This window comes from Chromobacterium sp. FG22, assembly GCF_057809415.1.
In genome coordinates this window covers 30,176-53,413 of sequence record NZ_JBMDJX010000020.1, presented here as the reverse complement: position 1 = coordinate 53,413, position 23,238 = coordinate 30,176, and the positions used below count along the sequence as shown (strand labels likewise).

Here is a 23,238-nt window from a genome sequence, read left to right as displayed (position 1 = left end):
CCCTTTTTTCACTCTTGTCACCGTGGCGGGCTTTACCACGCCGGCGGCCGCGTGGTAACAAGATAGGCTGAGAACCCTTGCAGGAAAACGCTATGCCCCTGAAACGCTACGGCGACGATTGCGCCTTGATCGTGGTGGACGTGCAAAACAGTTTTTGTCCCGGCGGCGAACTGGCGGTGGCCGACGGCGATCAGATCGTGCCGCTGATCAACCACATGATGCAGTTCTTCAACCGGGTGGTCCTGACCCAGGACTGGCACCCGGCCAAACATGTGTCCTTCGCCAGCCGGCATGCCGGCAAGCAGCCTTTCGACAGCATCCAGCTGCCGTATGGCGAGCAGACGCTGTGGCCGGATCACTGCGTGGCCGGCAGCCATGGCGCGGCATTCCACCCCGAGCTGGACACCAGCCAGGCCCAACTGATCATCCGCAAGGGCGGCAACCCGGCTCTGGACAGCTATTCCGCCTTTGTCGAAGCGGATCGCCAAACTCCCACCGGCCTGGCCGGCTACCTGGCCGAGCGCGGCGTCAAGCGGGTATGGCTGGCCGGGCTCGCCACCGACTACTGCGTGGCCTGGAGCGCGCTGGACGCGCGCGCCGCCGGCCTGGAAACCACGGTGGTGGACGACGCCTGCCGCGGCATCAATCTGAACGGCTCGCTGAGTAGCGCCTGGGCGCAGATGCTGGCCGCCGGCGTGCAGAGGCTGCGCTCGGACGAGGTGTAAGAACCTGTTTACGATCTGCTGCGCGTAGTGAAGCGTTGCACGGTGAGTACGAGCTCAAAATGCTCATGTACCACCTGTACACTCCGCTTTTTCGCTCGTTTCCGCCTTGTCTCGCCTTAGCTCGCGAGATCGTGGACAGGTGCTAAGCAAGCCCGGCGCTGGCAGGCGCCTGGAAACAAAAACACTTAGGAGAAAAGAATGAAGCTATTCAAACACGCCCGCCTCTGGCTGGCCGCCGGCCTGCTGCTGGCCGGCTTGGCGCGCGCGGACGCGCCGCTGGTGCTGATGACGGACTTCGGCCTCAAGGACGGCGCGGTGTCGGCGGTGCGCGGCGTCGCCTACTCGGTGGATCCCAAGCTGACGCTGTCCGACCTGACCCACGAGATCCCCGATTACGATATCTGGAGCGGCGCCTACCGGCTGTACCAGACTGCCAACTACTGGCCCAAGGGCACGGTGTTCGTGTCGGTGGTGGACCCGGGCGTCGGCACCGAGCGCCAGTCCGTGGTGCTGAAGACCCGGGACGGCCGCTACTTCGTCAATCCCAACAACGGCCTGCTGACCTTGATCGCCGAACGCGACGGCGTGGCCGAACTGCGCCGCATAGACGAGAAAACCAACCGCTTGCAGGGTTCGGCCGACTCCTACACCTTCCATGGCCGCGACGTCTACGCCTACACCGGCGCGCGGCTGGCCGCCGGCAAAATCCGTTTCGAGGACGTGGGCCCGCCACTGCCGGCCGCCGCCGTGGTCAAGCTGTCGTACCAGCGCGCGGAAGCCGCCGACGGACGGCTCAAGGGCATGATCCCGGTGCTGGACCCGCAATACGGCAATGTGTGGACCAATATCCCCAAAACCTTATTCGAAGCCCAGGGCTTCCGCCCCGGCGACGCGGTGAAAGTGCGCATCTTCAAGCAGGGCAAGCCGGTGGACGAGGTGGTGGCGCCTTATCGCCGCACCTTCGGCGAAGTGCCCAGCGGCCAGCCGCTGGTCTATCTGAACAGCCTGCTGGACGTGTCGCTGGCACTGAATATGGACAACTACGCCGCCAAGCGCGGCATCGGCTCCGGACCGGAGTGGTCGGTGGAGCTGAGCCGGCCCTGAACGCCGCCGCTACTCGAAATCGAACTTCAAAGTGGCGCTGCCCTGGAACCCGCCCGGCGTCGGGTTCTCCACCATCTTGACCGGCCAGGCGGTCAAGCCGAACAAGGCGCGCAGATTGTCGTAATCCAGCGCGATCGGAATCAATTGCCCGCCGGCCGGCGTCCCGCCAGGCAGGCTGGGCGGCACCAGCTTGCCGGCGCTCTCCATCGCCACCGCCACGTTCTGATGCGTGGTTTCCAGATAGCGCGCGTCCCGGCCGTGCGGCCGTCCTTCCAGCGCCAGATTGATCTTGACCCCGGCGGAGATATTGGTGCATTGAATCTGGAAAGTGCGGCTCACCGCGCTTTGCCTGGCCGCGCCGGAACGGGCCAATTGCCCGGCGATCAAGGGGCCGAAATCGATGGTGGTTTGCTGCCCCGCGGCCAACTTACAGTTCTGCGGCACCGTCACGCTCATGCTCATGAACAGGCTGACCATAGGAGAGCTGTCCGGTGCCGTAGGGTAGCCACGCACGCCGAACACATCCAGCACTTTGAATTCCGGCACATTCAAGGTGCCGACAAACGGACGGCTGATCAACAAATGCACCCGCCCCCGGCTGCCGGTTTCAAAGGGCCGCGAACCTATCGTCTCGCCGTTTACGCAGCGTAGCTGGCCGGTCATTTCATTGCTCAAACTGTCCCACGGCACCGCTTTATACTGTCGAACCTCCCCTGCGAGAAAGACCTCCACCCCCACTTGCAGATTGCGGTTCAAGGCATAGAACTGCAACGGCACGCCATTGACCGTTCTGCGCTCCCCCTTGGGCAACTCGGTCCTGGTGGTGTAGAACACCTTGTAAGGTATTGTCGATCCAGTACAAGCGCAGCCCGCCACATACGTCTTGCCCAAATCCCATAAATAAGCGTTCGGATACAAGGCCCCCGCCGCATTGTCATCCGGCGAGGTAAAAGTCCGGTTAAACGCGAAACTGAACCGGGGAACCGAGCCTGTAGGCTCGCAAGGCCCCGCATTGGCCATGCCTCCAAGCAGGAAGCTCAGCAGCATGACGCCGATGCTCCGCCGAATTTTGATGTGCTTCATTCGCTGATGCTCCACTCGATCATATTGCAAAGTCGGCCCGCTCCCGCGGGCTAGCCGCAGTTCAGAGTCCGCCGCTGGTAATAGCGGCCGGCCTTGGCCGGCGGCAGCCGGTAATCGGCCGTACACTGGCCGCCCCGCCATTTCACCGTCAGCCGGCCGGTCTCCCGCTTCAGCAAGGCCAGCACCTTGCCCCTGGGGTCGACGATGCCCAGCGGTTTGCCGTCGGCGTCCTCCACGCTGGCGCCAAACGGCGCCGGAGCGCCGTCCGGCCGCAGCAGGGTGAACTGGGCGCGCTGGCCGCTTCTGGCCTTGAACACGCCCTTGACCACAGCGCCGCGCCGCGGCACCACCAGCTTGACCGTGTCGTCCAGTTCCACGTCGGCCCCCAGCTGCCGGGTATCCAGGCTCAGGGTGTTGACGCGGTAGGGCTGCGCGTAGGGTTGCACCGCGTAGCCGTTGCGCCCCAGTTCGCCGCCGTTGCCGGTGCGCAGCGCCGGTCCGGTCACGCCGTCCACTTGCAAGAGCGCGAAGGTGTCGCCCACCGGACGGCTCAGGTTGACGCCGCCGCCATGGGCGACAATGGCGCCGGACAGGCCGACGCTGGCGGACTGGTAATGACGCGCCGCGTTGTAGGCCGCGCTCAATTGCACGAAATCGGCGTTGTGGTTGACGCTGAGCCCGCCCGAGGTGCTGCCGTTGCGCCCGGCATGGCCAAGCTGCACGGAATAGGTGGTGTTCTCGCCCAGATGGCCGCTGACGCCGGTTTGCAGCGTGGAGCCGTTGCCGGAGGTGTGGCTCAGGTTGGCGTACATCCGCGGCGAGCGCGGCTTGGGCCCCAGCGGCACGGTAAAGGTCAGCATCACCTGGTTGCTGCTGACGCCGCCGGGCCGGCTGTCGCGGCTCCGGCTCAAGGTGAAGTTGTAGCCCAGCAGTTTCCAGTTGTTGCCGTAGCCCAGGCCCACGCTGCCGCTGCTGCCGTTCTGTCCCCAGTAGCTTTGCTGGCTCAGGTTCAGATACAGGCTGCCGAAACGCCGCTCGCGGCCCAGGTCCTGCTGGGTGCTCAAATCGATGCGCGAGCGGCTGCGGCCGAACTGTCCCTGGCTATTGCCGGCGAGATCGTTGGCGTGGTCGTTGAAACTGCGATAGCCGGAGGTCGAATAGCGATACGCGGCCAGCGTCAGGTTGGTCAGGGTGCGGGTAAAGGTTTTGGCGTAAAGCAGTCTCAAGCTCTGCCCTTGCCGCCGCGCGCCCCTGACCCGGCTGTTGGACTGGGTGAAGTCCAAGGACAGCGCGCCCAGCGGGGTGTTGGCGCCCACGCCCAGGTTGACGGCCTGAAAATTCGATGTGAGCTGGAAGCCCGCCGCCACCGTGCTGTCGTCGCCCGCGCCGTAAACCAGGGTGCCGGCGGCGAAGCTGGGATGCACGTCCTGGCTGCCCTGATACTCGCCGAAGGCGGCACTGTAGCGCCAACGGCCCTTGCGCAGCATCAGGGGCAGGCTGGAGAAGGACTGCTGCGTCACCCGCTTGCTGCCGTCGGCCTCGGTGACGGTGATTTCCAGATCGCCGTTGGAGCCGGACGGGAAAATATCGCTCAGCTCGAACGGCCCCGGCGGCACATTGGCGCGGTACAGCGTATAGCCGTTCTGGCGGACTTCCACCACCGCGTTGCTCTGCGCCTGGCCGCGCACCACCGGCGCGTAGCCGCGCTCGCCGTCCGGCAGCATCGCGTCGTCGCTGGCCAGCTGCGCGCCTCGGAAGCGCACGCTGTCGAACAAGGTGGAGTCTGCGTATTGCTCGCCCAGCGCCAGCTGGCTTTTCCAGCCGATCAAGTCGCGCTGCAACACGCTGCGGTTGCTGCGCGCGCTCATGGACTGGCCGTCGGCCCAGTTGAAGGTGCTGTCGTTGCGCAAACGCCAAGCGCCCAGATTGACGCCGTTTTGCAGGCCGAGGAAGGCGTTGCGGCGGTTGACCCCGCCCGGCTCGCTGCTGCGGCTCTCATTGCCGTTGAACTGGTAGTTGACGTAGGCGGCGGCCACGCCGGCGTCCCAGAGCGCCGGGTCGATATAACCGCGCGCGCCGCGGCTGAGAAAGGCCTGGGGAATGCTCAAGCTCAGTTGCAGCCGATTGGCGTCGTAGTCCGCCGCCGCCAGGTCCATCAGCGCCGGCAGGTCCAGGCAGGCCGGGTCGTCCGCGGACAAGGTCGGCGTCAGGCTTTGCAGCTGCACGCCGGCCGCCTGCAGCAAACCGGCGTCGATGCAGGCTTCCACCTTGCCGCTGGCCGCCTGGCGAAACAGCACGTCGCGGCGGCCGGTCAGATTGCCGTTGACCAGCACGTCCACGCGATAGTTGCCGGGCAGCAAGGCGTTGCCGGCGCTGAGCACCGCGCTCAAATCCGGCATCCGGCCGGAGCCGTTGATGAAGTTGGTGTTGAAGGCCAGCAAGACGGGCGCGGACTGCGCCTCTCCTTCCGCCGCCTCCGCCCGGGCCAGTTCCGCCAGCGCCATCAACAGGGCCAGGCAGCCGGGCTTCAGCGCGGAACGGCGTCGGATCGAGGTTTTATTCCAGGGCTGACGATTTGGACGTATGCGCATGATTGGGCTTTATACGGGGGGGATCCGGCAGATGGCCGAGGAAGATGGAAGCGACATGGTCAAGGTTCCTGGGGGCGCTGCTGAGGGCGGCCTTCCCGGCCGGCTTCGAGCGCGACCTCGTACTCCACGAGCCCGCCGAAGTCGTTGATGATGCCGTAGCGCAGTTGCGCGCTGCCGGCGGCGGACGGTTTCAGCGGCCATTGCCCGCTGCCGCCCGGCGCCACCATATAGGCGCTCGCCAGCTCCTGCGTTCCAGCACCGGCCTTGAGCGTCAAATCCACCACTGTCACGTGATAGCGGCTGGGGTTGTCCACGCGCAAGGCCGGCCTGCCGTCGGCCTGGAGCAGGCTCCAGCGCAAGCCTTCCGGCGCTTGCAAGGCGGCGTCGCTGCCCAGCCCCTGAGGCCGGAAGAACACCTTGACGCGCTGGCGCACCGCCAGTTGCAGCACATTGTCTCCGCGCGCCGCCTGGGGGATTTCCTGCACGTTCAGCCAAAATACCGACTCCCGGTCGGGCGCCGCTCCGGCGCCCTCGTACAACACCCGCAGCAACTGCTGCTGTTTAAGCGGCAAGCGCGCCAGCGGAGGCGTCACCGCGAACGGCAGTTCGTCCGGCTGGCCTTCCGCCGACTCCAGCCAGGACTGGACCAAGATCTCCTCGCCCAGATTGCTGACGATGATGGAGGCCTCCTTGTCATTGCCGTCAAAGATGACGCGGGTGCCGTTAAGCGCGATGCCGGCCCAAACCGGACTGATGAGCAAGGCCAGGGAGAGGAACAGAATGATTTTCATGAGTGAGGCCACGAGATATCCAACAATGGTCCCAAGGCGGCTGACGCGGCCGGGCACGCGATGAGGAAAGGGAGGACGGCGCGCCGCCCTCCTGGCAGAGCCTGTTCAAGGGACTGCGCGGCGCGGCCAGTCCCGCGCCGCGGCATGGCGCGGACGCCTGACGACGCCGCGCCGGCGCTTTAGTCGTAAGTCAGGGTAAACGGCAGGCTGGCGTTGGCGATGCCGGGCGACATGGCCCCGCCGGAGCCGACATAGGCGGCGGCGAAACTGACGCGACGGATATCATCGGGCTGACCCGGCTGGTCCTCTTGCAAGAGAACGCCGCTGGTCAGGTTGTAGGCGGAGGGGTTGGCCACCGCGGCGCTGTCGAACACCGCGATGCCGACGCCCCGGGCAAAGCCCGGAGACGAGGTGCCGTTGTTGACGCGCAGGATGTTGTTGCCGCTCATCACTTCCGGCGCCGCGCCGGCCAGCTTCATCGTCACTTTGCTGGCGGTTTTGCAAATGATGTTGAAGTTCACCTGCCGGCTGCCGGCGCCGGTGAACTTGGGATTGGCCAGCGTGCCGATGTCCTCCACCGACACCGTGCCCATGTCCACCTTGATGCTGTTGGCGTCGCCATTGGGCGAGCTGAGCCGGCAAGAATCGGAAATCACTCGGCCGGTAAAGTCGATCTGGCCGGAAAGGGTATCGGCAAAGACCGGACTGACGGCAAAGGCGGCCAGCGCCGCCAAAACGAATTTCCCTTGCTTGCTGTTTAACAATTTCATGCAAAACCTCCCTCAGATTGAAAAAGCCGCAGACCAAAGCCTGCGACGTTCGAATGGCGAAAACACGCCAATGCCAAGATTGTCAAACAATCTGAAGAGGATTTTAGGTTTTCAAATACTTATGAAATATAGGATTTATCCTATTTTATTGTCATATGGTTATATGAAACGCTAACCATGAGGTAATCATCTTAAAATCGCATAATATTAATATGCGAAATTAATGGATTTTTATTGGGAAACTCCATATAAAAATAAATCCCCCTCAGGGGAAGGAGAAAAGCCCAAGGCAAGCTGGGCCGAAAGAGGACTCGCCGCGCTTTTCAAGTGCGTAACGCGCGGGCGGAAAAAAACGGCAGCCGCCGTACAGGCGTCTGCCGTTTCTCAGGGAATACGCTGGGCTGGTCCGGCCTAGGCGGGACCGCGTCTCAGAGCCAGCGCCGCTTCCAGAACAACCATCCCAACCCGCCGGCGATGCCCAGCATCGCCACCAGCACCAGGTGATAGCCGTAATGCCATTTCAGCTCCGGCATGTATTCGAAGTTCATGCCGTAGATGCCGGCGATCAGCGTCAGCGGCATGAAGATCATGGTCAAGACGGTGAGCACCCGCATTTGCAGGTTGAGCCGATGGGACTGGGTGGACAGATAGAGGTCCAGCATGTCGCCCACCATCTCGCGCGACATCTCCAGCGATTCGATCACATGCATGGTGTGATCGTAAGCGTCGCGTAGATAGACCAAGGTCTCCGGCTTGAAAAAGCCATGCTCGCCGCGGTTCAGCGAAATCAGCATTTCCCGCATCGGCATCAACGCGCGGCGCAGCTTCAGGCAATCGCGCTTCAGCCTCTGGATCTGCAGCAAAACGCCCTGATCGCGTCCGCGCAGCAGCATGGTGTCCATGCGCTCCACTTTTTCGTTGAACTCGGTGAGCACGCCGAAGTAGTCGTCTATCATCGCGTCCAGCAAGGAATAGCCCAGGTAGTCGGCGTCCTTGTGGCGCAGCAGCCCGCGTCCGCGGCGCAGCCGTTCCCGCACCTCCTCGAACACGCCGGTGGGCCGCTCCTGAAAGCTCAGCACGAAACGGCGGCCGATGACCAGATAGATCTGATCGGACAACAAGCGCCCGGCGCCGTTTTCACTGTGCTGGTGGTAGTCGAACACCCGGCTGGCGACGAACAAATAATCGCCGTAGTCCTCCACCTTGGGCCGCTGGCGCGCGTTCATGATGTCTTCCAGCACCAGGGAATGCAGGCCGAAGCGCTGGCCGATGGCGCGCATCACCTCGGGCTGGTGCAGGCCGTAGACGTTGAGCCACAAGACGCCGCCGCCGGGCTGGTGGGCCAGGCCCTCGGCCACGGTCTGGAACACGGTTTCCTGCAATTGCTCCGGGCCGTATTCGAACAGCGAGATCGAGGCTTCCGGCAATTTCGCCTCGCCCACAGACAGCAGGGTGCCGGGCGCCTCGCCCAGCGTGGGAATGCGTTTTTTCAGCGTGGCGTGGCGCATGGGCGGATCACACTTGCACGATGTCGAGCACGAAGCCGACGTTCTTCCACTGGCCGATCTCCTGCTTGAAGCCGCTCGCCGTCAGCGGGCTGCCCTTCAGCCAGACCTTGTTCAGCGTCAGCGCGAAGCCGGTGGCGTGCTGGCGCAGGTCCAGCATTTCCGGCAGCGCGATGCTGTTGCGGCTGCGGTGGAACAAGACCGCCAGCCGCAGCGACACCACCGCCTGCCACAGGCTGGAGTCTTCCATGTATTGCCGCATCTTGCCCATGTCGCCGCGGTGGCCCAGCACGATGGCGGCCAGCGTGGCCTGTTCGCGCTTGGAGAAGCCGGGCATGTCGGCGTGCTGCAGGATGTAGGAAGAGTGCTTGTGATAGGCGGTGTGCGAGATGGTCAGCCCGATCTCGTGCAGCTTGGCCGCCCACAGCAGGCGCTTGAGCATGGCCTGGTCCACGTCCTCGCCGGCCACCATCCGGTACAGGCGCTCGGCCAGCGCGGTGACGCGCTCGGCCTGGGCGGTGTCCACATGGTAGCGGCGCTTGAACTGGGTGACGGTGGTATCGCGCATGTCCTTTTCACGCTGACGGCCCAATAGATCGTATAGCACGCCGTCGCGCAAAGCGCCTTCGGCCACCGTCATCTTGTCGATGGCCAGTTCCTGGAACACCGCGATCATGATGGCGAGGCCGCCGGCCAGCACCGGCGCGCGGTCGGCCTTGAGGCCGTTGACGTCGATGGCGGCGATGCCGCCCTGGCGGATCAGCAGCGCCTTGAGCTTTTCCATGCCGGACAAGGTGATGTCGGCCGTGCTCCAGTCGTTGATTTCCAGCACGTCGCGCAGGGAACGCGCGGTGCCGGAGGTGCCCACCGCCAGCTGCCATTCTTCGCGCTGGTATTGGTGGGCGATGCGCTGAATCTCGTTGCGCGCGGCCAGGATGGCGTCCCGGAAATTGGCCTGGGTCAGCTTGCCGTCGCCGAAATAGCGCAATGTGTAGCTGACGCAGCCCAGGGGCAGGCTTTCGGTGACCAGGGCTTTGTAATGGCTGCCGATGATGAACTCGGTGGAGCCGCCGCCGATGTCCACCACCATGCGCCGCTCCTTGGTGTCCGGCAGCGAATGGGCGGCGCCCAGATAGATCAGCCGCGCCTCTTCGCGGCCGGCGATCACCTCGATGGGAAAGCCCAGCAAGGGCTCGGCCTTGGCGATGAAGTCCGCCGCGTTCTTGGCCACGCGCAGGGTGTTGGTGCCCACCGCGCGCACTTGCGCCGGGGTGAAGCCGCGCAGGCGCTCGCCAAAGCGGGCGAGACAGGCCAGGGCCTTGTCCTGGGTTTCCTGGTCCAGTTGTTTGTCGGCGGTCAGGCCCGCGCCCAGGCGCACGGTCTCCTTCATCACGTCCAGCGCGTACAGCTGGTCGTCCACCACCCGCGACACTTGCAGGCGGAAGCTGTTGGAGCCCATATCGATGGTGGCGAGCACGTTGTTTGGGGGCGTGGTCAGTGTCAAAGACACCCCTTCTCTCTTTATCAAGGCCCGCGCCCGCGCGGCGGCGCCGGCGGAAACGGGGGGATTCATCATCAGGTTGGATCGCCGGGGGACTGGCACGGACGCCGGACGCAACAATGGCGGTAACACCGAATGTTACCGCCATTTTAGGCAAACCGTCATGTCAAGTCGCCGTGGCCGGCGCGGGCCGGCTCAGCCCAGGGTTTCGCGCTTCTTGGTTTCCAGCGTGGTGTGGCGGATGTCCTTGCCCTTGACCAGGTAAACCACGTATTCGGAAATATTGGTGGCGTGATCGCCGATGCGCTCTATCGCCTTGGAGATGAACAAGGTGTCGATGGACATGCTGATGGTGCGCGGGTCTTCCATCATGAAGGTGATCAGCTGGCGCAGTTCGGCGGCGAAGTCTTCGTCCAGCTCCTGGTCGGCTTCGGCCAGTTCCAGCGCGGCGCTGGTGTCCAGGCGGGCGAAGGCGTCCAGCGCGCGGCGCAGCATGCCCAGCGCCGCGTCCGCCATTTTCTCGATCTCGCGGAAGCGCGGCACCTGATAGCGTTCGGACTGGTAGATGGTCTTGCCCATGCGCGCGATCTTCTTGGCTTCGTCGCCGATGCGCTCCAGATCGGTGATCACCTTGATCACGGTGAACACGATGCGCAAGTCGCTGGCCGCCGGCTGGCGGCGGGCGATGATGTGCAGGCAGTCGTCGTCGATGGTGACTTCCATCGCATTGACCAGCGCATCCTCGGCGATCACCTTGTCCAGCTTGTCAATATCGCCGGCCAGCAGGGCTTCCACCGCGGACAAAATCTGCTGCTCCACCAGTCCGCCCATCTGCAGGACGCGGGTGCGGATGGTTTCCAGCTCCATATCGAACTGTTTGGAAATATGCTCTGCCATGTCTGCCCCAAACCAAAACCAGTCAAAAAACGCTATGTTAATGCGGGCAGATGACGCCGATGTGACAATTCATCTGCCCGCCTGCGGGCGGCCTGCTCGAAGGCGAACGGCCCTTAACGGATTTCTTCCACGCCGCTTTGCCGCCCCAACACCAGCACATCGGCGCGACGGCGCGCGAACAGGCCGCAGGTGACCACGCCGGCCAGATGGTTGATGATCTCCTCCAGTTCCACCGGCTTCTGGATCTTCAAGCCGTGCACGTCCAGGATCACGTTGCCATTGTCGGTGCTCACGCCCTGGCGCAGTTCCGGGTGCCCCCCCAGCTTGACCAGTTCGCGCGCCACATAGCTGCGCGCCATCGGAATGACCTCGATGGGCAACGGGAAGCCGCCCAACATGGCGACGTATTTGCTTTCGTCGGCGATGCAGATGAATTGATCGGCCACGCTGGCGACGATTTTCTCGCGGGTCAGCGCGGCGCCGCCGCCCTTGATCATGTGCAGGTGGTGGTTGATTTCATCGGCGCCGTCGATGTACACCGGCAGCGCGTCCACTTCGTTCAGGTCGAACACCGGGATGTGGTGGGCCTTGAGGCGGGCGGTGGAGGCGTCCGAGCTGGACACCGCGCCGCGGATGCGGCCCTTGATGGCGGCCAGCTCTTCAATGAACAGATTGACGGTGCTGCCGGTGCCGACGCCGACGATGCTGTCGTCCGGCACGAATTCGATGGCCTTCTTGGCCACGGCAAGCTTCAGTTGGTCCTGAGTCAACATGGTAATGCCTCCTGTGTTGGGATGGTATTGCGCCGGGCGGATTATGGCACGGGGCGGGCCGCCGGACACCTGTCATCAATCTCGAACGGCGAATCTCGGCGCGGTTTTACACGGGCATCAGCAGGCAGGCGGCTTGCGCCTCTATCGCCTCGCAGCGGCCCAGATAGCCCAGCTTTTCATTGGTCTTGCCCTTGACGTTGACCGCGCCGATCTCCAGGCCCAGGTCTTCGGCGATGGCCGCGCGCATCGCGTCGATGTACGGAGCCAGCTTGGGCTGCTGCGCGATCAGCGTGCTGTCCACGTTCACCGGGCGCCAGCCGGCGGCGCGCACGCGCTTGGCCGCTTCGCGCAGCAGCGCGCGGCTGTCCGCGCCTTTGAATTCGGGATCGGTGTCAGGAAAATGGCGGCCGATGTCGCCCAGCGCCGCCGCGCCCAGCAAGGCGTCGGTAATCGCGTGCAGCAAGGCGTCGGCGTCGGAGTGGCCCAACAGGCCCTTATCGTGCGGAATGCGCACGCCGCCCAGGATCAACGGCCGGCCGGCCACCATCTGATGCACGTCGTAGCCCTGTCCAACTCGAAACATATCAATCCTTTCTTGCCGCCAGCACCGCGCGCGCCAAGGCCAGATCGCGCGGATAAGTCACTTTGAAATTCTGGGCGTCGCCCTCCACCAGCCGCGGCTTGCCGCCGCAGCGCTCAATGGCGGAGGCTTCGTCGGTCACATCCGCCAGATCGCCGCCTTGCAGCGCTTCCCGCAATTTGCCGCGGCGGAACATCTGCGGAGTTTGCGCCAGCCACAGGCCGGCGCGGGAAACGGTGACCGCCACGCGCTGTTCGGCGTCGGCGCGCTTGACGGTGTCCGGCACCGGCAGGGCCAGCAAGCCGCCCACCGGATCGTCGCCCACCTCGGCCAGCAGCCGCTCCACCGCGTCCGCGGTCAGACAGCAGCGCGCGGCGTCGTGCACCAGCACCCAGTCGTCGTCGGCGCAGTCCAGCGCCTCCAGGCCGTTGCGCACGCTCTCGGCGCGGCTGACGCCGCCCGCGCGCAGCACTTGCAGCTTGGGGATGTCCCAGTCGAAATCGTCGAACCACTCGTCGCAAGGAGAGATCACCACCGCCACCGTCTCCACGGCGGGCACCGCGGCCAGCGCCTGCAGGGTGTGCCACATCAGCGGCCTGCCGTTCAATTGCAGGTATTGCTTGGGGCTGGGCGCGCCGAAGCGGCTGCCGTGGCCGGCGGCCGGCACCAAGGCCAGATAGCGGCTCACGCGCCCTCTCCAGCCGGCGTCTCCAGGCTGCGCCACAGGCAGCTGCCCTTCACCGACTTGTCCAGATCGTTCAAATAACTTTGATGATCGGCCAGCTCCCGCTCGTTGGCGCGCTTGACGATCAGCGGCTTGCGCTCGAAATCCATCGCGCCATGCTGGCCGCCGGGCAGATCGACATCGATGTCCATCACCAGGCTTTCCTGGCCGCGGGTCATCCACAGATAGACTTCGGACAGCAGCTCGCAGTCCACCAGCGCGCCGTGCAAGGTGCGGTTGGAGCGGTCGATCTCGAAGCGGTCGCACAAGGCGTCCAGGCTGTTGCGCTTGCCGGGGAACTGGTCGCGCGCCTCGCGCAGGGTGTCAATCACATTGGCGCACAGGTTTTTGATCGACGGCAGGCCCACTCTTTCGAATTCGGCGTTGAGGAAGCCGACGTCAAACGGCGCATTGTGGATGATCAGTTCCGCGTCGCGCAGGAAGTCGGCCATTTCCTCGGCCACCTCGCGGAACTTGGGCTTGCCTTCCAGGAACTCCAGCGAGATGCCGTGCACGCGCTGGGCGTCCGGATCGATGTCTCGCTCCGGGTGGATGTAAAGATGCAGATGCTTGCCGGTCAGCTTGCGGTTGATCATTTCCAGGCCGGCGAATTCGATGATGCGATGGCCTTGGGCGTGTTCGAGACCGGTGGTTTCGGTATCGAGAATGATTTGTCTCATGCGCTATCCTGGCGACGGCCGCCGGCGGCGGCGTCGCTCTGACTTCAGAAGAAGGGCGGACGCGGCCGGCTCAGGCCAGCTCTACGCCGCGGTTGGCCAGCTGATCGGCCCTTTCGTTGAACTCATGGCCGGCGTGGCCTTTGACCCAGCGCCACTCCACATGCAGATGGCGGTTGCGTTCGGCGTCCAGTTGCTGCCACAGATCGGCGTTCTTCACCGGCTCCTTGGCCGCGGTCTTCCAGCCGCGCGCCTTCCAGCCGTGGATCCATTCGGAAATGCCTTTTTGCACGTATTGGGAGTCGGTGTACACCACCACCTGACACGGCCGGTTCAAGGTGGCCAGGCCCTTGATCACCGCCAGCAACTCCATGCGGTTATTGGTGGTGTTGGCCTCGCCGCCGCACACTTCCTTTTCCTTGCCCTTGAAGCGCAGCAAAGCGCCCCAGCCGCCCGGTCCCGGATTGCCCTTGCAGGCGCCGTCGGTATACATCTCTACCTTGTCTTCAGTCGTCATGCTGTCTCGTCATTGCCGGGGCTCGCGCCCCGCTTGCTGTGTTGTTTCATGGTTCCCGGTGGCTATGATGGCGCTCGTTGCCGGCGGCCACCGCCAGGCCGGCCTTGGCCTTGCCCTGCTTCCAATTGGGCAGGATCAAGCGCATGCCGCGCTGGCGCTTGATCGCCTCGATGCCGTACACGCCGGCGGCCAGCGGCCACCAGCGGTCCCCGGCCCGCTCCATGAAGCGGAAACGCTGCACCCAGTCGCAGCGGGAGAACGGCGGCGCGTAGCCCATGAAGCCTCCGCTCGCGGGTTCCAGCTCCAGCAGGGTCAGCCAGTCCTTGATGCGCACCAGCGACAGGAAGTTGCCGCTCCACGGCGCGTTCTCGCGCCCTTGGACCAGTCGGCGCACGCCCCACAGCGACACCGGATTGAAGCCGGTGAGGATCAGGCGGCCCTCCGGCATCAGCACGCGCTCGGCTTCGCGCAGTACCTGATGCGGCACGGTGGTAAAATCCAGCACATGCGGCATCACCAGCAGGTCCAGGCTGCGGCTTTCGAACGGCAGTTGCTCCGGAGCGCACAGAATCTGCGCCGGTCCGGAGTCCGAAACGCGGCACTGCCAGGGAATGCGGTTGGCGCGCAGGAAATCGACTTCCGGCAAACCCAGCTGCACCGCATGAAAGCCGAACACGTCGGCGACGGCGCGGTCGAAATAAGCCTGCTCGCGCTCCAGCAGATAACAGCCCAATTCGCTGGAGCTCAGCCAGTCGCTAAACGAATTCTTCATCGAGAGAAGCCTTATGCCAGCCAAATACACCGTCAGCCCGGTAGGGGCCTTCAGTGACAATTATATCTGGGTTTTGCATCACAGCGGCCGCGCTGTCGTGGTCGACCCGGGCGAAGCCGCGCCGGTGGCCGCCTTCCTGGAACGGGAAGGACTGCAACTGGAAGCCATCCTGATCACCCATCACCACGCCGACCACATCGGCGGCGTGGCCGAGCTGTCCGCGCGCTGGCCGGACGCCGCCGTCTACGGCCCGGCCGACATCGTCTCGGTCTCCCGCCCGGTGATGGACGGCGCCCGCGTCGAGCTCTCCTTCGGCGCGGCCGCGGTGCTGGAAGTTCCGGGCCACACGCTGAACCACCTGGCCTATGTAATCGACGACGCGCTGTTTTGCGGCGACACCCTGTTCGGCGCCGGCTGTGGCCGGCTGTTCGAAGGCACGCCGCGGCAAATGCACGATTCGCTGGCCAAGCTGGCCGCGCTGCCGGACGCCACCAAGGTCTATCCGGCCCATGAATACACCTTGGCCAATCTGCGCTTCGCGCTGACGGTGGAGCCGGGCAACCCGGTGCTGGCCATCCGCATGAGCCGAGACCTGAAGCTGCGCGAGCAGAACCTGCCCACCCTGCCCTCCACCATCAGCCTGGAACGCGCCAGCAATCCCTTTCTGCGCGCGCATGAACCGGCGGTGCGCCAGTCCGCCGCGCACTGGAGCGGCCAGCCGCTTAATGATGTTGTCGAGGTCTTTTCCGCGCTGCGCGAGTGGAAAAATCGCTTCTGAGGGATTTGTTCACAATCTTGCGAGCCAAGGCGAAACACGGCGAAAACGGCAGGGAAAACGACGGGAAAAACGGAAGGCGCGTCGCGGTCCATTCGTATTTCAAAACGGTTTTCAAGGCCGTATCGCCTACGCGCGGCCTACCGCGAACGGCCCCTCAAACCATGACAAGGAACTGAATCCTGAGCGCCACTGTTAAAAATAACTGGCGCAGGACAGTCTGCATGGCCTATATGTCAGCAAAGCACATGAAGTTATTTGGTTTTTTGGTTGACACCCCTATGTTGGCTGTTTAGCATCAGCCGAAATCAGAATTCCGGGCCCGCCAAATGAATCGCTTCACCCCGTTGGCACTTTCGCTGTCATTTGCTTTTTTATTTGCCTCCGCCGCGCACGCGGACGGGGCGTTTCGCCAATCCGTCGGCGTGGACGAGGGCCTGGCCTCCGGCCTGGACATGATGCTGCTGAACTCCAGCCTGCTTCGCAACGGCGACAATGTCTGGGAGCGCGCGCGCGAAGGCTTCCAACTGCCGGAAGTGAACGCCGATATCGTGCGCCGCCAGGAACGCTTTTATGCCAGCAAGCCGGAATACTTCCGCCGCACGCTGGACCGCAGTAGAAAATATCTGTTTCACATCATGAACGAGGTGGAGCGCCGCGGCATGCCCACCGAACTGGCGCTGCTGCCGCTGGTGGAAAGCGCCTTCGTTCCCACCGCGAAATCCCATGTCGGCGCCTCCGGCCTGTGGCAATTCATGCCAGCCACCGGCCGCCACTACGGTCTGGAACAGACCTGGTGGTACGACGGCCGCCGCGACGTGATGGAAGCCACCCGCGCCGCGCTGGACTACCTGGAAAACCTGTACGGACAGTTTGGCGACTGGAATATCGCCTTGGCCGCCTATAACTGGGGCGAGGGCAACGTCTCCCGCGCCATCGCCCGGCTGCAGGCCAACGGTCAGGAAGTGACGTACGAAAACATCCGCATGCCCAACGAAACGCGCAACTACGCGCCCAAGTTGCTGGCGGTGCGCAACATCCTCAACGATCCGGCCAAGTTCGGCGTGCGCCTGGACAAATTTCCCAACAAGCCTTATTTCGTCGCGGTTTCCACCGGCAAGCACATGAATATCGACATCGCCGCCAAGCTGGCCGGCGTGTCCATCGGGGAATTCAAAGAACTGAACCCGGCTTTCAACCTGCCGGTATACGCGCACAAAAACGGCCGCCAGATGCTGATCCCGGCGGCCAAGGCCGACAAGTTCCAGGCCAATCTGGCCAAGTGGGACAAGCCGCTGCTCACTTGGGAAGTCTACACTCCGCCCGCGGACGCCAACGTCAGCCTGATCGCCAGCGAGCACGGGATGAGCACCGGCCAATTGATGAGCGCCAACAATCTGAGCAGCAGCTCGCTCAAGGCCGGCCAGCCGGTGCTGGTGGCGATGAGCAAGGATCAGCGCGACATCCGTCCGCTGGACGCCACCGACACCGCCTTGCCGGAAAGCGGCGACAGCGCCACCCTGTTGGCGCAGGCGGAAACGCCGCGCGCCGCGCCGGCGGTGATGGTCGCCTCGGCCCAAGCCGTCCCGCAAGCCACCCCCGTCGCTCAGGTTCAGACGCCGCCGGCCGCCGTCCAGCCCGCTCCCGCCCTGGCGGCAGCGCCGGAATCCCCGCCGGCCTCGGCCAAAACCGTCCTCGTGGCGGCTGCGCCCGCGACAACGGCCACGGCCGACGCCGACGGCAATTACACCGTGGCCGCGGGCGACACCCTGTACAGCGTCGCCCGTCGCTTCAACCTTAGTCTGGACGATTTGAAAACGGCCAATCAGTTGGACTCCAACACCGTTCTGGTCGGCCAGGTGCTCAACGTCAACAAAACCCTGGACAAGAGCGTGACCCTGCTGGCGGACAGCCGCGCCAGCCAGGCTCAGCAAGACGCCTTGCTGAAAGTCAGCGGCCTGCAGATCAACCAGCGCGCCACCGGCAGCGTGCCGGCGGAATACGTGGTGCAGCGCGGCGACACCCTGTTCAGCATCGCCCGCCGCTTCGGCGTCAATCACAACGACATCCAGCGCTGGAACGATTCCCGCCAGTTGACCCGGCTGCAGCCGGGCCAGAAAGTGCGCATCCAGGGCCTGTAAGGACTTGGCCCGCAAAAAAAAGCCAGGGCGGGCCCTGGCTTTTTTCATGTCCGCCGCTAACGGCTGCGCCCCTGGCTGGCGCTGCTCAGCCAGTGCCACACCATCAGCAGCACCCCGCGGCTGGGCGGCGGCACCTGCATCAGGCTGGGCAGCAGCAGCGCCAAATCCTCGCGCAAATGCTCGGCGACCAGATTGAACTCCGCGGTCAGCCAGTGGCAATACGAGGGCTTGTCCAGCGCCAGCGGACTGACCGCCTCGCTCAGCACCTCCGCCAGCATCGCCGGCTGATTGAAGCGCATGCCGTGAGCGGCGCGCATCAGCGTGCGCACGATGGCGCGGCGCTGCTCGGCGCCGTCGCTCAGGGCCGGCGTGTTCTGGGCCACCTCGCCCATCCGGTCCAGCAAGCTGCACAGCGCACGCTGACGCCGCTGGATGGCGTCGAAACCCGCCGCGGGCAGGCCGGACTCCTGTACCGCCGCCGCCACCAAGGCGCGCATCCGGATCAAGCGGCTGTTGAAACGCTCCAGCGCCAGGCCGGCATCCACCTCGCGCCGCCGCGCGATCTTGCTGTACAGGGTGGCCGCTTCGCGCAAATTGTCCGCCAGCAAAAAACGCCAGCTGTCTATCGCCCGCAAAGGAAACAGGCCGGCGGCCACCAAGCCCAGCAGGGAACCGGCCAGCACATTGAAGCCGCGCCACAGCGCGGCCTCCACCGGCTCGTTGCCCAGGCCGGCGACAATCACCATGGTCAGCCCCACCAGCAGCGCCAGATACTCGCCCTTGCCCAGCGCGAACCAGGCGCTGAGCATCACCAGCGCCGTCATCCACAGATAGCAGGACAGCGGCGAATGGCGATACAAGGCCATGGCCACCAGGCCGGCCGCCGCCCCCAGCAAAGAGCCGCCCATGCGCTGCAAGGCCTTGCGCCTCACCCCGCCCCAGTGCGGCACGCTGCCCAGCACGATCAGAATGGTCACCAGCATCCAGCTGCCATGCGGTATCTCGAACAGCAGGTTCAAGGCCAAACCCACCAAAAACGCCGCGGCCACCCGCAGCACATGCGCCTGCCGGGCGTACAGGTTCAGATAATACGGCGTCAGCAGAATGCGCCAGGAGCGCCAGCGGCTGCCTTCCATCTCTTACTCCATCATCTTGCTGTCCAGCCAGATCGTCACCGGACCATCGTTGACCAGCGCCACCTGCATGTCCGCGCCAAACACCCCGGTGGGCACCGGCTTGCCCAAGGTCTGCGCCATCGAGGCGACAAATTGATCGAACAGGGGGCTGGAGCGCTCCGGCCGCGCCGCGCGCGAATACGACGGCCGATTGCCCTTCTTGGTGCTGGCGAACAAGGTGAACTGGCTGACCGCCAACACCTCGCCGCCGCAATCCAGCACCGAGCGGTTCATCACGCCGGCCTCGTCGTTGAAGATCCGCAGTTGGCTTAGCTTGCGCGTCAGCCAGGCGATATCCTCCGCCCCGTCTTCCTCCTCAATGCCCACCAGCAACAACAGGCCGGGACCGATCTCCCCGGTCACGCGCCCTTCCACCGTCACCGACGCCTGCCTCGCCCTTTGCACCAATACCCTCATGCCCTCTCCTTGCCAGACCATCATAGATTCAAATCCCGGCCTGCATTCTAGAGCCAAGCGCGCCGCCGGTCACGACGACGGGCCAAGCCCCGCGCAGTCCAGTACAATGACGGCTGCTCAATAAGGATTCGCCTCATGCTGATGGTCATCTCCCCAGCCAAGACGCTGGACTTCGACACCCCCGCCGCCACCGATCACTACACCCAGCCGGACTTTCTGCATCACAGCGCCGAACTGATTCAGGTGCTGCGCGCCAAGAGCCCGCTGGAAATCGGCAAGCTGATGAGCATCAGCGACGCGCTGGCCCAATTGAACGTGGGCCGCTACCACGACTGGCAAGCGCCGTTCAGCCCGGCCAACGCCAAACAGGCGGTGCTGGCCTTCAAGGGCGATGTCTACGAAGGTCTGAACGCCGCCAGCCTGGAGCCGGGGCAGATGAGCTATCTGCAAAACCATTTGCGCATCCTGTCCGGCCTCTACGGCGCGCTGCGGCCGCTGGACCTGATGCAGCCCTACCGGCTGGAGATGGGCACCCGCCTGAGCAACCCGCGCGGCAAAAACTTGTACGAGTTCTGGGGCGACACCGTCACCCACGCGCTGAACGCGGTGCTGGAGCAAAGAAAAGACCCGGTGCTGGTGAACTTGGCCTCGGAGGAATACTTCAAGGCGGTGAAGCCGGCCAAGCTCAACGGCAGCCTGATCACCCCGGTGTTCCAGGACCGCAAGAACGGCCAGTACAAAATCATCAGCTTCTACGCCAAGCGCGCGCGCGGCATGATGGCGCGCTGGGCCGCGCTGCATCAGGTCAGCCAGCCGGAGCAGCTCAAGCACTTCGACAGCGCCGGCTACGCCTTCGATGCGGCGGCCTCCAGCGAGCTCAACTGGGTGTTCCGCCGCGACCTGCCCTAAGAACCTCTAAAGTCTGCTGCGCTTCAGCGATACGGCGTTGAAAACCCCTTCGAAATGCTCATGTACCCCCGTACATTCCGCTTTCTCAGCCTCAACGCCTTGTCTCTCTCTCTGGCTCGCGAAATCGTAAACAGGCGCCCTAAGACCCGCTAACAGCATCCCTGACCCTGCGTTGCGCCTCCTTGTCGTACCACTTGTACTGTCTGCGTCGGCACACCTTGGCTCCGCTTCTCAGCGCGGTTTTCTTAGCAGCCCCAACTAGGCGGAGACGGCGTTGACCAGCGCCTCTCCCCGCTCGAAAGCGCCGGCATTGCCCAAGGTGGTGTCGGCGATATTCATCAGCGCCTCGCGCGTCAGAAAGCCCTGGTGCGAAGTCACCAGCACATTGGGGAAAGTCAGCAGCCGCGCCAGCTGATCGTCCTGCAGCCCGCTTTCCGACAGGTTCTCGAAAAACACGCCCTCTTCCATCTCGTACACATCCAGGCCCACGCCGGACAAGCGCCCGGCCTTCAAGGCCTCCAGCAAGGCGGCGGTATCGATCAGGCCGCCGCGGCTGGTATTGATCAAGACCGCGCCCGGCTTCATCCGCGCCAGCGTCTCGCGATTGACCACATGCCGGCTCTCCGCCGTCAGCGGCAGATGCAGGCTGATCACGTCCGCCTGCCGCCAGACCTCCTCCAAGGACACGAACTCGCAGCCCAGGCTCGCCGCCAGCTCGGCGTTGGGATACAGATCGTAAGCCAGCACCCGCATGCCGAAGCCGCGTGCGATGGACATCGTGGCCTGGCCGATGCGGCCGGCGCCCAACACACCCATGGTCTTGCCGTGCAAATCGAAACCCACCAGTCCGTCCAAGGAAAAATCCATCTCCCGCACCCGGGTATAGGATTTGTGGATGCGGCGCACCACTGCCAGCAGCAAGGCGAAGGCGTGCTCAGCCACCGCGTGCGGCGAATAGGCCGGCACCCGGGTCACCGCGATGCCGTACCGGCGGCAGGCCGCCAGATCCACGCCGTTGTAGCCGGCGCAGCGCAAGGTCACCAGCTTCACCCCCGCCGCCGCCAGTTTGGCCACCACCGCCGCGTCCAGCCTGTCGTTGACGAAGGGGCAGACCGCGTCCACGTCCTGAACCAGGCCCACGGTGTCCAGGTTCAGGCGCGGTTCGAAAAACTGCAATTGATGATGGTGGCTTTGATTGGCGGCCTCCAGCGCGTGGCGGTCGTAATTCTTGGCGTCGAAAACGGCAATGCGCATGCTGCGGCTCCTGAATGCGGATGGATGAAAGCACTATAAGGCAGCGCGGCATCCAGCAACAGCCTCCCTCTCGACGCCGCCGCCGCCGAGGACGCCGGAAAAATATGAACCACAGTAATAGCCTGGATGCATATTGATGATTTGACGACACCTGCTCTGTGCGCAATAAATTCACCTTGCCGGCAATACGATCAACCCTCTCCCAAGGGCGGACCACCGACATGGAAAATATTATTTCAGGTAATAGCAAATCCGGGCAGCTTGCCCCAGGCGCCCGTCAACCGGCGCGCGCCGGACTGGCCGCCTTTGTCGGCACCATGATCGAATGGTACGACTTCTACATCTACGGCACCGCCGCCGCCCTGGTGTTCGGCCAGTTGTTCTTCCCTCCCGGCGACCCCTTTCTCAGCCGCATGGCCGCGCTTGGCACCTTCGCCGTCGGCTTTTTCGCCCGTCCCCTCGGCGGTATCGTCTTCGGCCACCTGGGAGACAGGCTGGGCCGCAAAAAGTCCCTGGTCATCACCCTGATGCTGATGGGCATCGCCACCGTCTGCATCGGCCTATTGCCCACCTACCAGCAGATCGGCCTTTGGGCGCCCGTCGCGCTGGTGGCGCTGCGGGTGCTGCAAGGCGTCGCCGTAGGCGGAGAATGGGGCGGCGCGGTGCTGATCGCCGGCGAACACGCCGGCCGCCAACGCCGCACCTTGTTCGCCTCCTTTGCCCAACTCGGCAGCCCGGCCGGCTTGATCCTGTCCTTGCTGGCCTTCAAGTGGGTCACCGCCATGGAGCCGCAGGCCATGCTGGACTACGGCTGGCGGCTGCCCTTCCTCGCCAGCGCCGGCCTGCTGCTGATCGGCCTACTGATTCGCTTGGGCGTGAACGAATCCCCCGAGTTTGAAACCAGCCGCCAACAGCGGGCCGCCAGCGCCGCGCCGCTGCTGGAGGTGGTGCGCAAGGCCTGGCCCTTGCTGCTGTTGTGCATAGGCGCCAACACCATAGGCATTGCCGGCGTCTATTTCACCAACACCTTCATGATCGTGTTCACCACCGAATACCTGGGCCTGGCCAAATCCGCGATTCTGGCCTGTCTGTTCTACGTCGCCTTCATTCAATTCGCCATCCAGCCGCTGGCCGCCTGGCTGGGCCAAAGATTCGGCGCCGCCCGCTTCCTGAAAATCGCCGCGGCGCTGGCCATCCTGTCCCCCTATCCGATGTTCGTGCTGGTCAAGCAAGGCGCGGCCAGCGGCAATGCCTGGTTGATGGTGATGGGCATCGCCATCTGCGTGATTTGCATGGCCAGCTTTTACTCGGTGATCGCCGGCTTCGTCAGCGGCATCTTCGAAACCCGGGTGCGCTATACCGCCATCTCCCTGTCCTACCAAGTCTGCGGCGCCATCGCCGGCGGTCTGACGCCTTTGATAGGCACCATGCTGGCCCAGCGCTACCACGGCGAATGGTGGCCGCTGGCGATATTCTATTCACTGATGTCCGCCGTCTCCCTGCTGTCCGTCGTGGCGCTGGACCGCCTGCGCCACCTCCATGCAGACCAAGCCTGAG

22 protein-coding genes are annotated in these 23,238 nt (G+C 64.3%); 6 read left to right on the top strand and 16 right to left on the bottom strand.

Going from position 1 to position 23,238, the window contains the following annotated elements; all coding sequences use genetic code 11:
• Window positions 1-92: 92 nt before the first annotated feature.
• Window positions 93-725, top strand: coding sequence for a bifunctional nicotinamidase/pyrazinamidase (gene pncA / locus ACODSD_RS17995; protein WP_488877965.1), 633 nt, complete (start codon window positions 93-95; stop codon window positions 723-725).
• 198 nt (window positions 726-923) lie between these two features.
• A complete protein-coding gene (locus ACODSD_RS17990; RefSeq protein ID WP_488877964.1) occupies window positions 924-1,829 on the top strand; it encodes an SAM hydrolase/SAM-dependent halogenase family protein in 906 nt (301 codons plus the stop codon).
• Between the two features lie 9 nt (window positions 1,830-1,838).
• On the opposite strand, the gene ACODSD_RS17985 is transcribed toward ACODSD_RS17990, so the two are convergent.
• The 13 genes from ACODSD_RS17985 to ACODSD_RS17925 all read right to left on the bottom strand — a co-directional run bounded on the left by ACODSD_RS17985 (window position 1,839) and on the right by ACODSD_RS17925 (window position 15,010).
• The gene (locus tag ACODSD_RS17985; protein ID WP_488877963.1) at window positions 1,839-2,747 is read right to left on the bottom strand and encodes a fimbrial protein; all 909 of its coding nucleotides are present in this window, start codon (window positions 2,745-2,747) and stop codon (window positions 1,839-1,841) included.
• Between the two features lie 215 nt (window positions 2,748-2,962).
• A complete protein-coding gene (locus ACODSD_RS17980) occupies window positions 2,963-5,503 on the bottom strand; it encodes a fimbria/pilus outer membrane usher protein (protein ID WP_488877962.1) in 2,541 nt (846 codons plus the stop codon).
• 59 nt (window positions 5,504-5,562) lie between these two features.
• The gene (locus ACODSD_RS17975; protein ID WP_488877961.1) at window positions 5,563-6,294 is read right to left on the bottom strand and encodes a fimbrial biogenesis chaperone; all 732 of its coding nucleotides are present in this window, start codon (window positions 6,292-6,294) and stop codon (window positions 5,563-5,565) included.
• 179 nt (window positions 6,295-6,473) lie between these two features.
• Window positions 6,474-7,064, bottom strand: a complete 591-nt coding sequence (locus tag ACODSD_RS17970; protein ID WP_146176578.1) for a fimbrial protein — start codon at window positions 7,062-7,064, stop codon at window positions 6,474-6,476.
• Window positions 7,065-7,492: 428 nt separating this feature from the next.
• Window positions 7,493-8,572 (bottom strand): magnesium/cobalt transporter CorA, encoded by a 1,080-nt coding sequence (gene corA / locus ACODSD_RS17965; protein ID WP_048412489.1) that lies wholly within the window; start codon window positions 8,570-8,572, stop codon window positions 7,493-7,495.
• Window positions 8,573-8,579: 7 nt separating this feature from the next.
• The gene (gene ppx / locus ACODSD_RS17960) at window positions 8,580-10,067 is read right to left on the bottom strand and encodes an exopolyphosphatase (protein ID WP_449727711.1); all 1,488 of its coding nucleotides are present in this window, start codon (window positions 10,065-10,067) and stop codon (window positions 8,580-8,582) included.
• Window positions 10,068-10,265: 198 nt separating this feature from the next.
• Window positions 10,266-10,967, bottom strand: coding sequence for a phosphate signaling complex protein PhoU (phoU, locus tag ACODSD_RS17955; protein ID WP_107798437.1), 702 nt, complete (start codon window positions 10,965-10,967; stop codon window positions 10,266-10,268).
• 113 nt (window positions 10,968-11,080) lie between these two features.
• The gene (rpiA, locus tag ACODSD_RS17950; protein ID WP_107798436.1) at window positions 11,081-11,740 is read right to left on the bottom strand and encodes a ribose-5-phosphate isomerase RpiA; all 660 of its coding nucleotides are present in this window, start codon (window positions 11,738-11,740) and stop codon (window positions 11,081-11,083) included.
• Between the two features lie 106 nt (window positions 11,741-11,846).
• Window positions 11,847-12,323: a 2-C-methyl-D-erythritol 2,4-cyclodiphosphate synthase gene (gene ispF / locus ACODSD_RS17945; RefSeq protein WP_107798435.1), complete on the bottom strand. Its 477-nt coding sequence runs from the start codon at window positions 12,321-12,323 to the stop codon at window positions 11,847-11,849.
• A gap of 1 nt (window position 12,324) precedes the next feature.
• Entirely contained in the window at window positions 12,325-13,008 is a 684-nt protein-coding gene (gene ispD, locus ACODSD_RS17940) for a 2-C-methyl-D-erythritol 4-phosphate cytidylyltransferase (RefSeq protein ID WP_107798434.1), read from the bottom strand.
• Entirely contained in the window at window positions 13,005-13,724 is a 720-nt protein-coding gene (gene dnaQ, locus ACODSD_RS17935; protein WP_227104610.1) for a DNA polymerase III subunit epsilon, read from the bottom strand. Before dnaQ ends, ispD begins: the two co-directional genes overlap by 4 nt.
• A 70-nt stretch (window positions 13,725-13,794) precedes the next feature.
• A complete protein-coding gene (gene rnhA, locus ACODSD_RS17930) occupies window positions 13,795-14,238 on the bottom strand; it encodes a ribonuclease HI (RefSeq protein WP_081550245.1) in 444 nt (147 codons plus the stop codon).
• A 46-nt stretch (window positions 14,239-14,284) separates the two neighbouring features.
• Window positions 14,285-15,010, bottom strand: coding sequence for a class I SAM-dependent methyltransferase (locus ACODSD_RS17925; RefSeq protein ID WP_107798432.1), 726 nt, complete (start codon window positions 15,008-15,010; stop codon window positions 14,285-14,287).
• Window positions 15,011-15,023: 13 nt separating this feature from the next.
• Between ACODSD_RS17925 and gloB the strand changes: the two genes are divergently transcribed.
• Window positions 15,024-15,788, top strand: coding sequence for a hydroxyacylglutathione hydrolase (gene gloB / locus ACODSD_RS17920; protein ID WP_488877960.1), 765 nt, complete (start codon window positions 15,024-15,026; stop codon window positions 15,786-15,788).
• 326 nt (window positions 15,789-16,114) lie between these two features.
• Window positions 16,115-17,926 carry a lytic transglycosylase gene (locus ACODSD_RS17915; protein WP_488877959.1) on the top strand — a complete coding sequence of 604 codons (1,812 nt, stop codon included), beginning with the start codon at window positions 16,115-16,117 and terminating at the stop codon, window positions 17,924-17,926.
• A gap of 56 nt (window positions 17,927-17,982) precedes the next feature.
• On the opposite strand, the gene ACODSD_RS17910 is transcribed toward ACODSD_RS17915, so the two are convergent.
• Window positions 17,983-19,062 carry an FUSC family protein gene (locus tag ACODSD_RS17910; RefSeq protein ID WP_107798429.1) on the bottom strand — a complete coding sequence of 360 codons (1,080 nt, stop codon included), beginning with the start codon at window positions 19,060-19,062 and terminating at the stop codon, window positions 17,983-17,985.
• Between the two features lie 3 nt (window positions 19,063-19,065).
• Window positions 19,066-19,518 (bottom strand): D-aminoacyl-tRNA deacylase, encoded by a 453-nt coding sequence (dtd, locus tag ACODSD_RS17905; protein WP_488877958.1) that lies wholly within the window; start codon window positions 19,516-19,518, stop codon window positions 19,066-19,068.
• 135 nt (window positions 19,519-19,653) lie between these two features.
• Here dtd and yaaA point away from each other — a divergent pair, with 135 nt between their 5' ends.
• Window positions 19,654-20,427: a peroxide stress protein YaaA gene (gene yaaA, locus ACODSD_RS17900; RefSeq protein WP_107798427.1), complete on the top strand. Its 774-nt coding sequence runs from the start codon at window positions 19,654-19,656 to the stop codon at window positions 20,425-20,427.
• 258 nt (window positions 20,428-20,685) lie between these two features.
• On the opposite strand, the gene ACODSD_RS17895 is transcribed toward yaaA, so the two are convergent.
• Entirely contained in the window at window positions 20,686-21,681 is a 996-nt protein-coding gene (locus tag ACODSD_RS17895; protein WP_488877957.1) for a 2-hydroxyacid dehydrogenase, read from the bottom strand.
• A gap of 221 nt (window positions 21,682-21,902) precedes the next feature.
• On the opposite strand from ACODSD_RS17895, the gene ACODSD_RS17890 reads away from it, so the two are divergent.
• Window positions 21,903-23,237 carry an MFS transporter gene (locus tag ACODSD_RS17890; protein WP_235087147.1) on the top strand — a complete coding sequence of 445 codons (1,335 nt, stop codon included), beginning with the start codon at window positions 21,903-21,905 and terminating at the stop codon, window positions 23,235-23,237.
• Window position 23,238 lies beyond the last annotated feature (1 nt).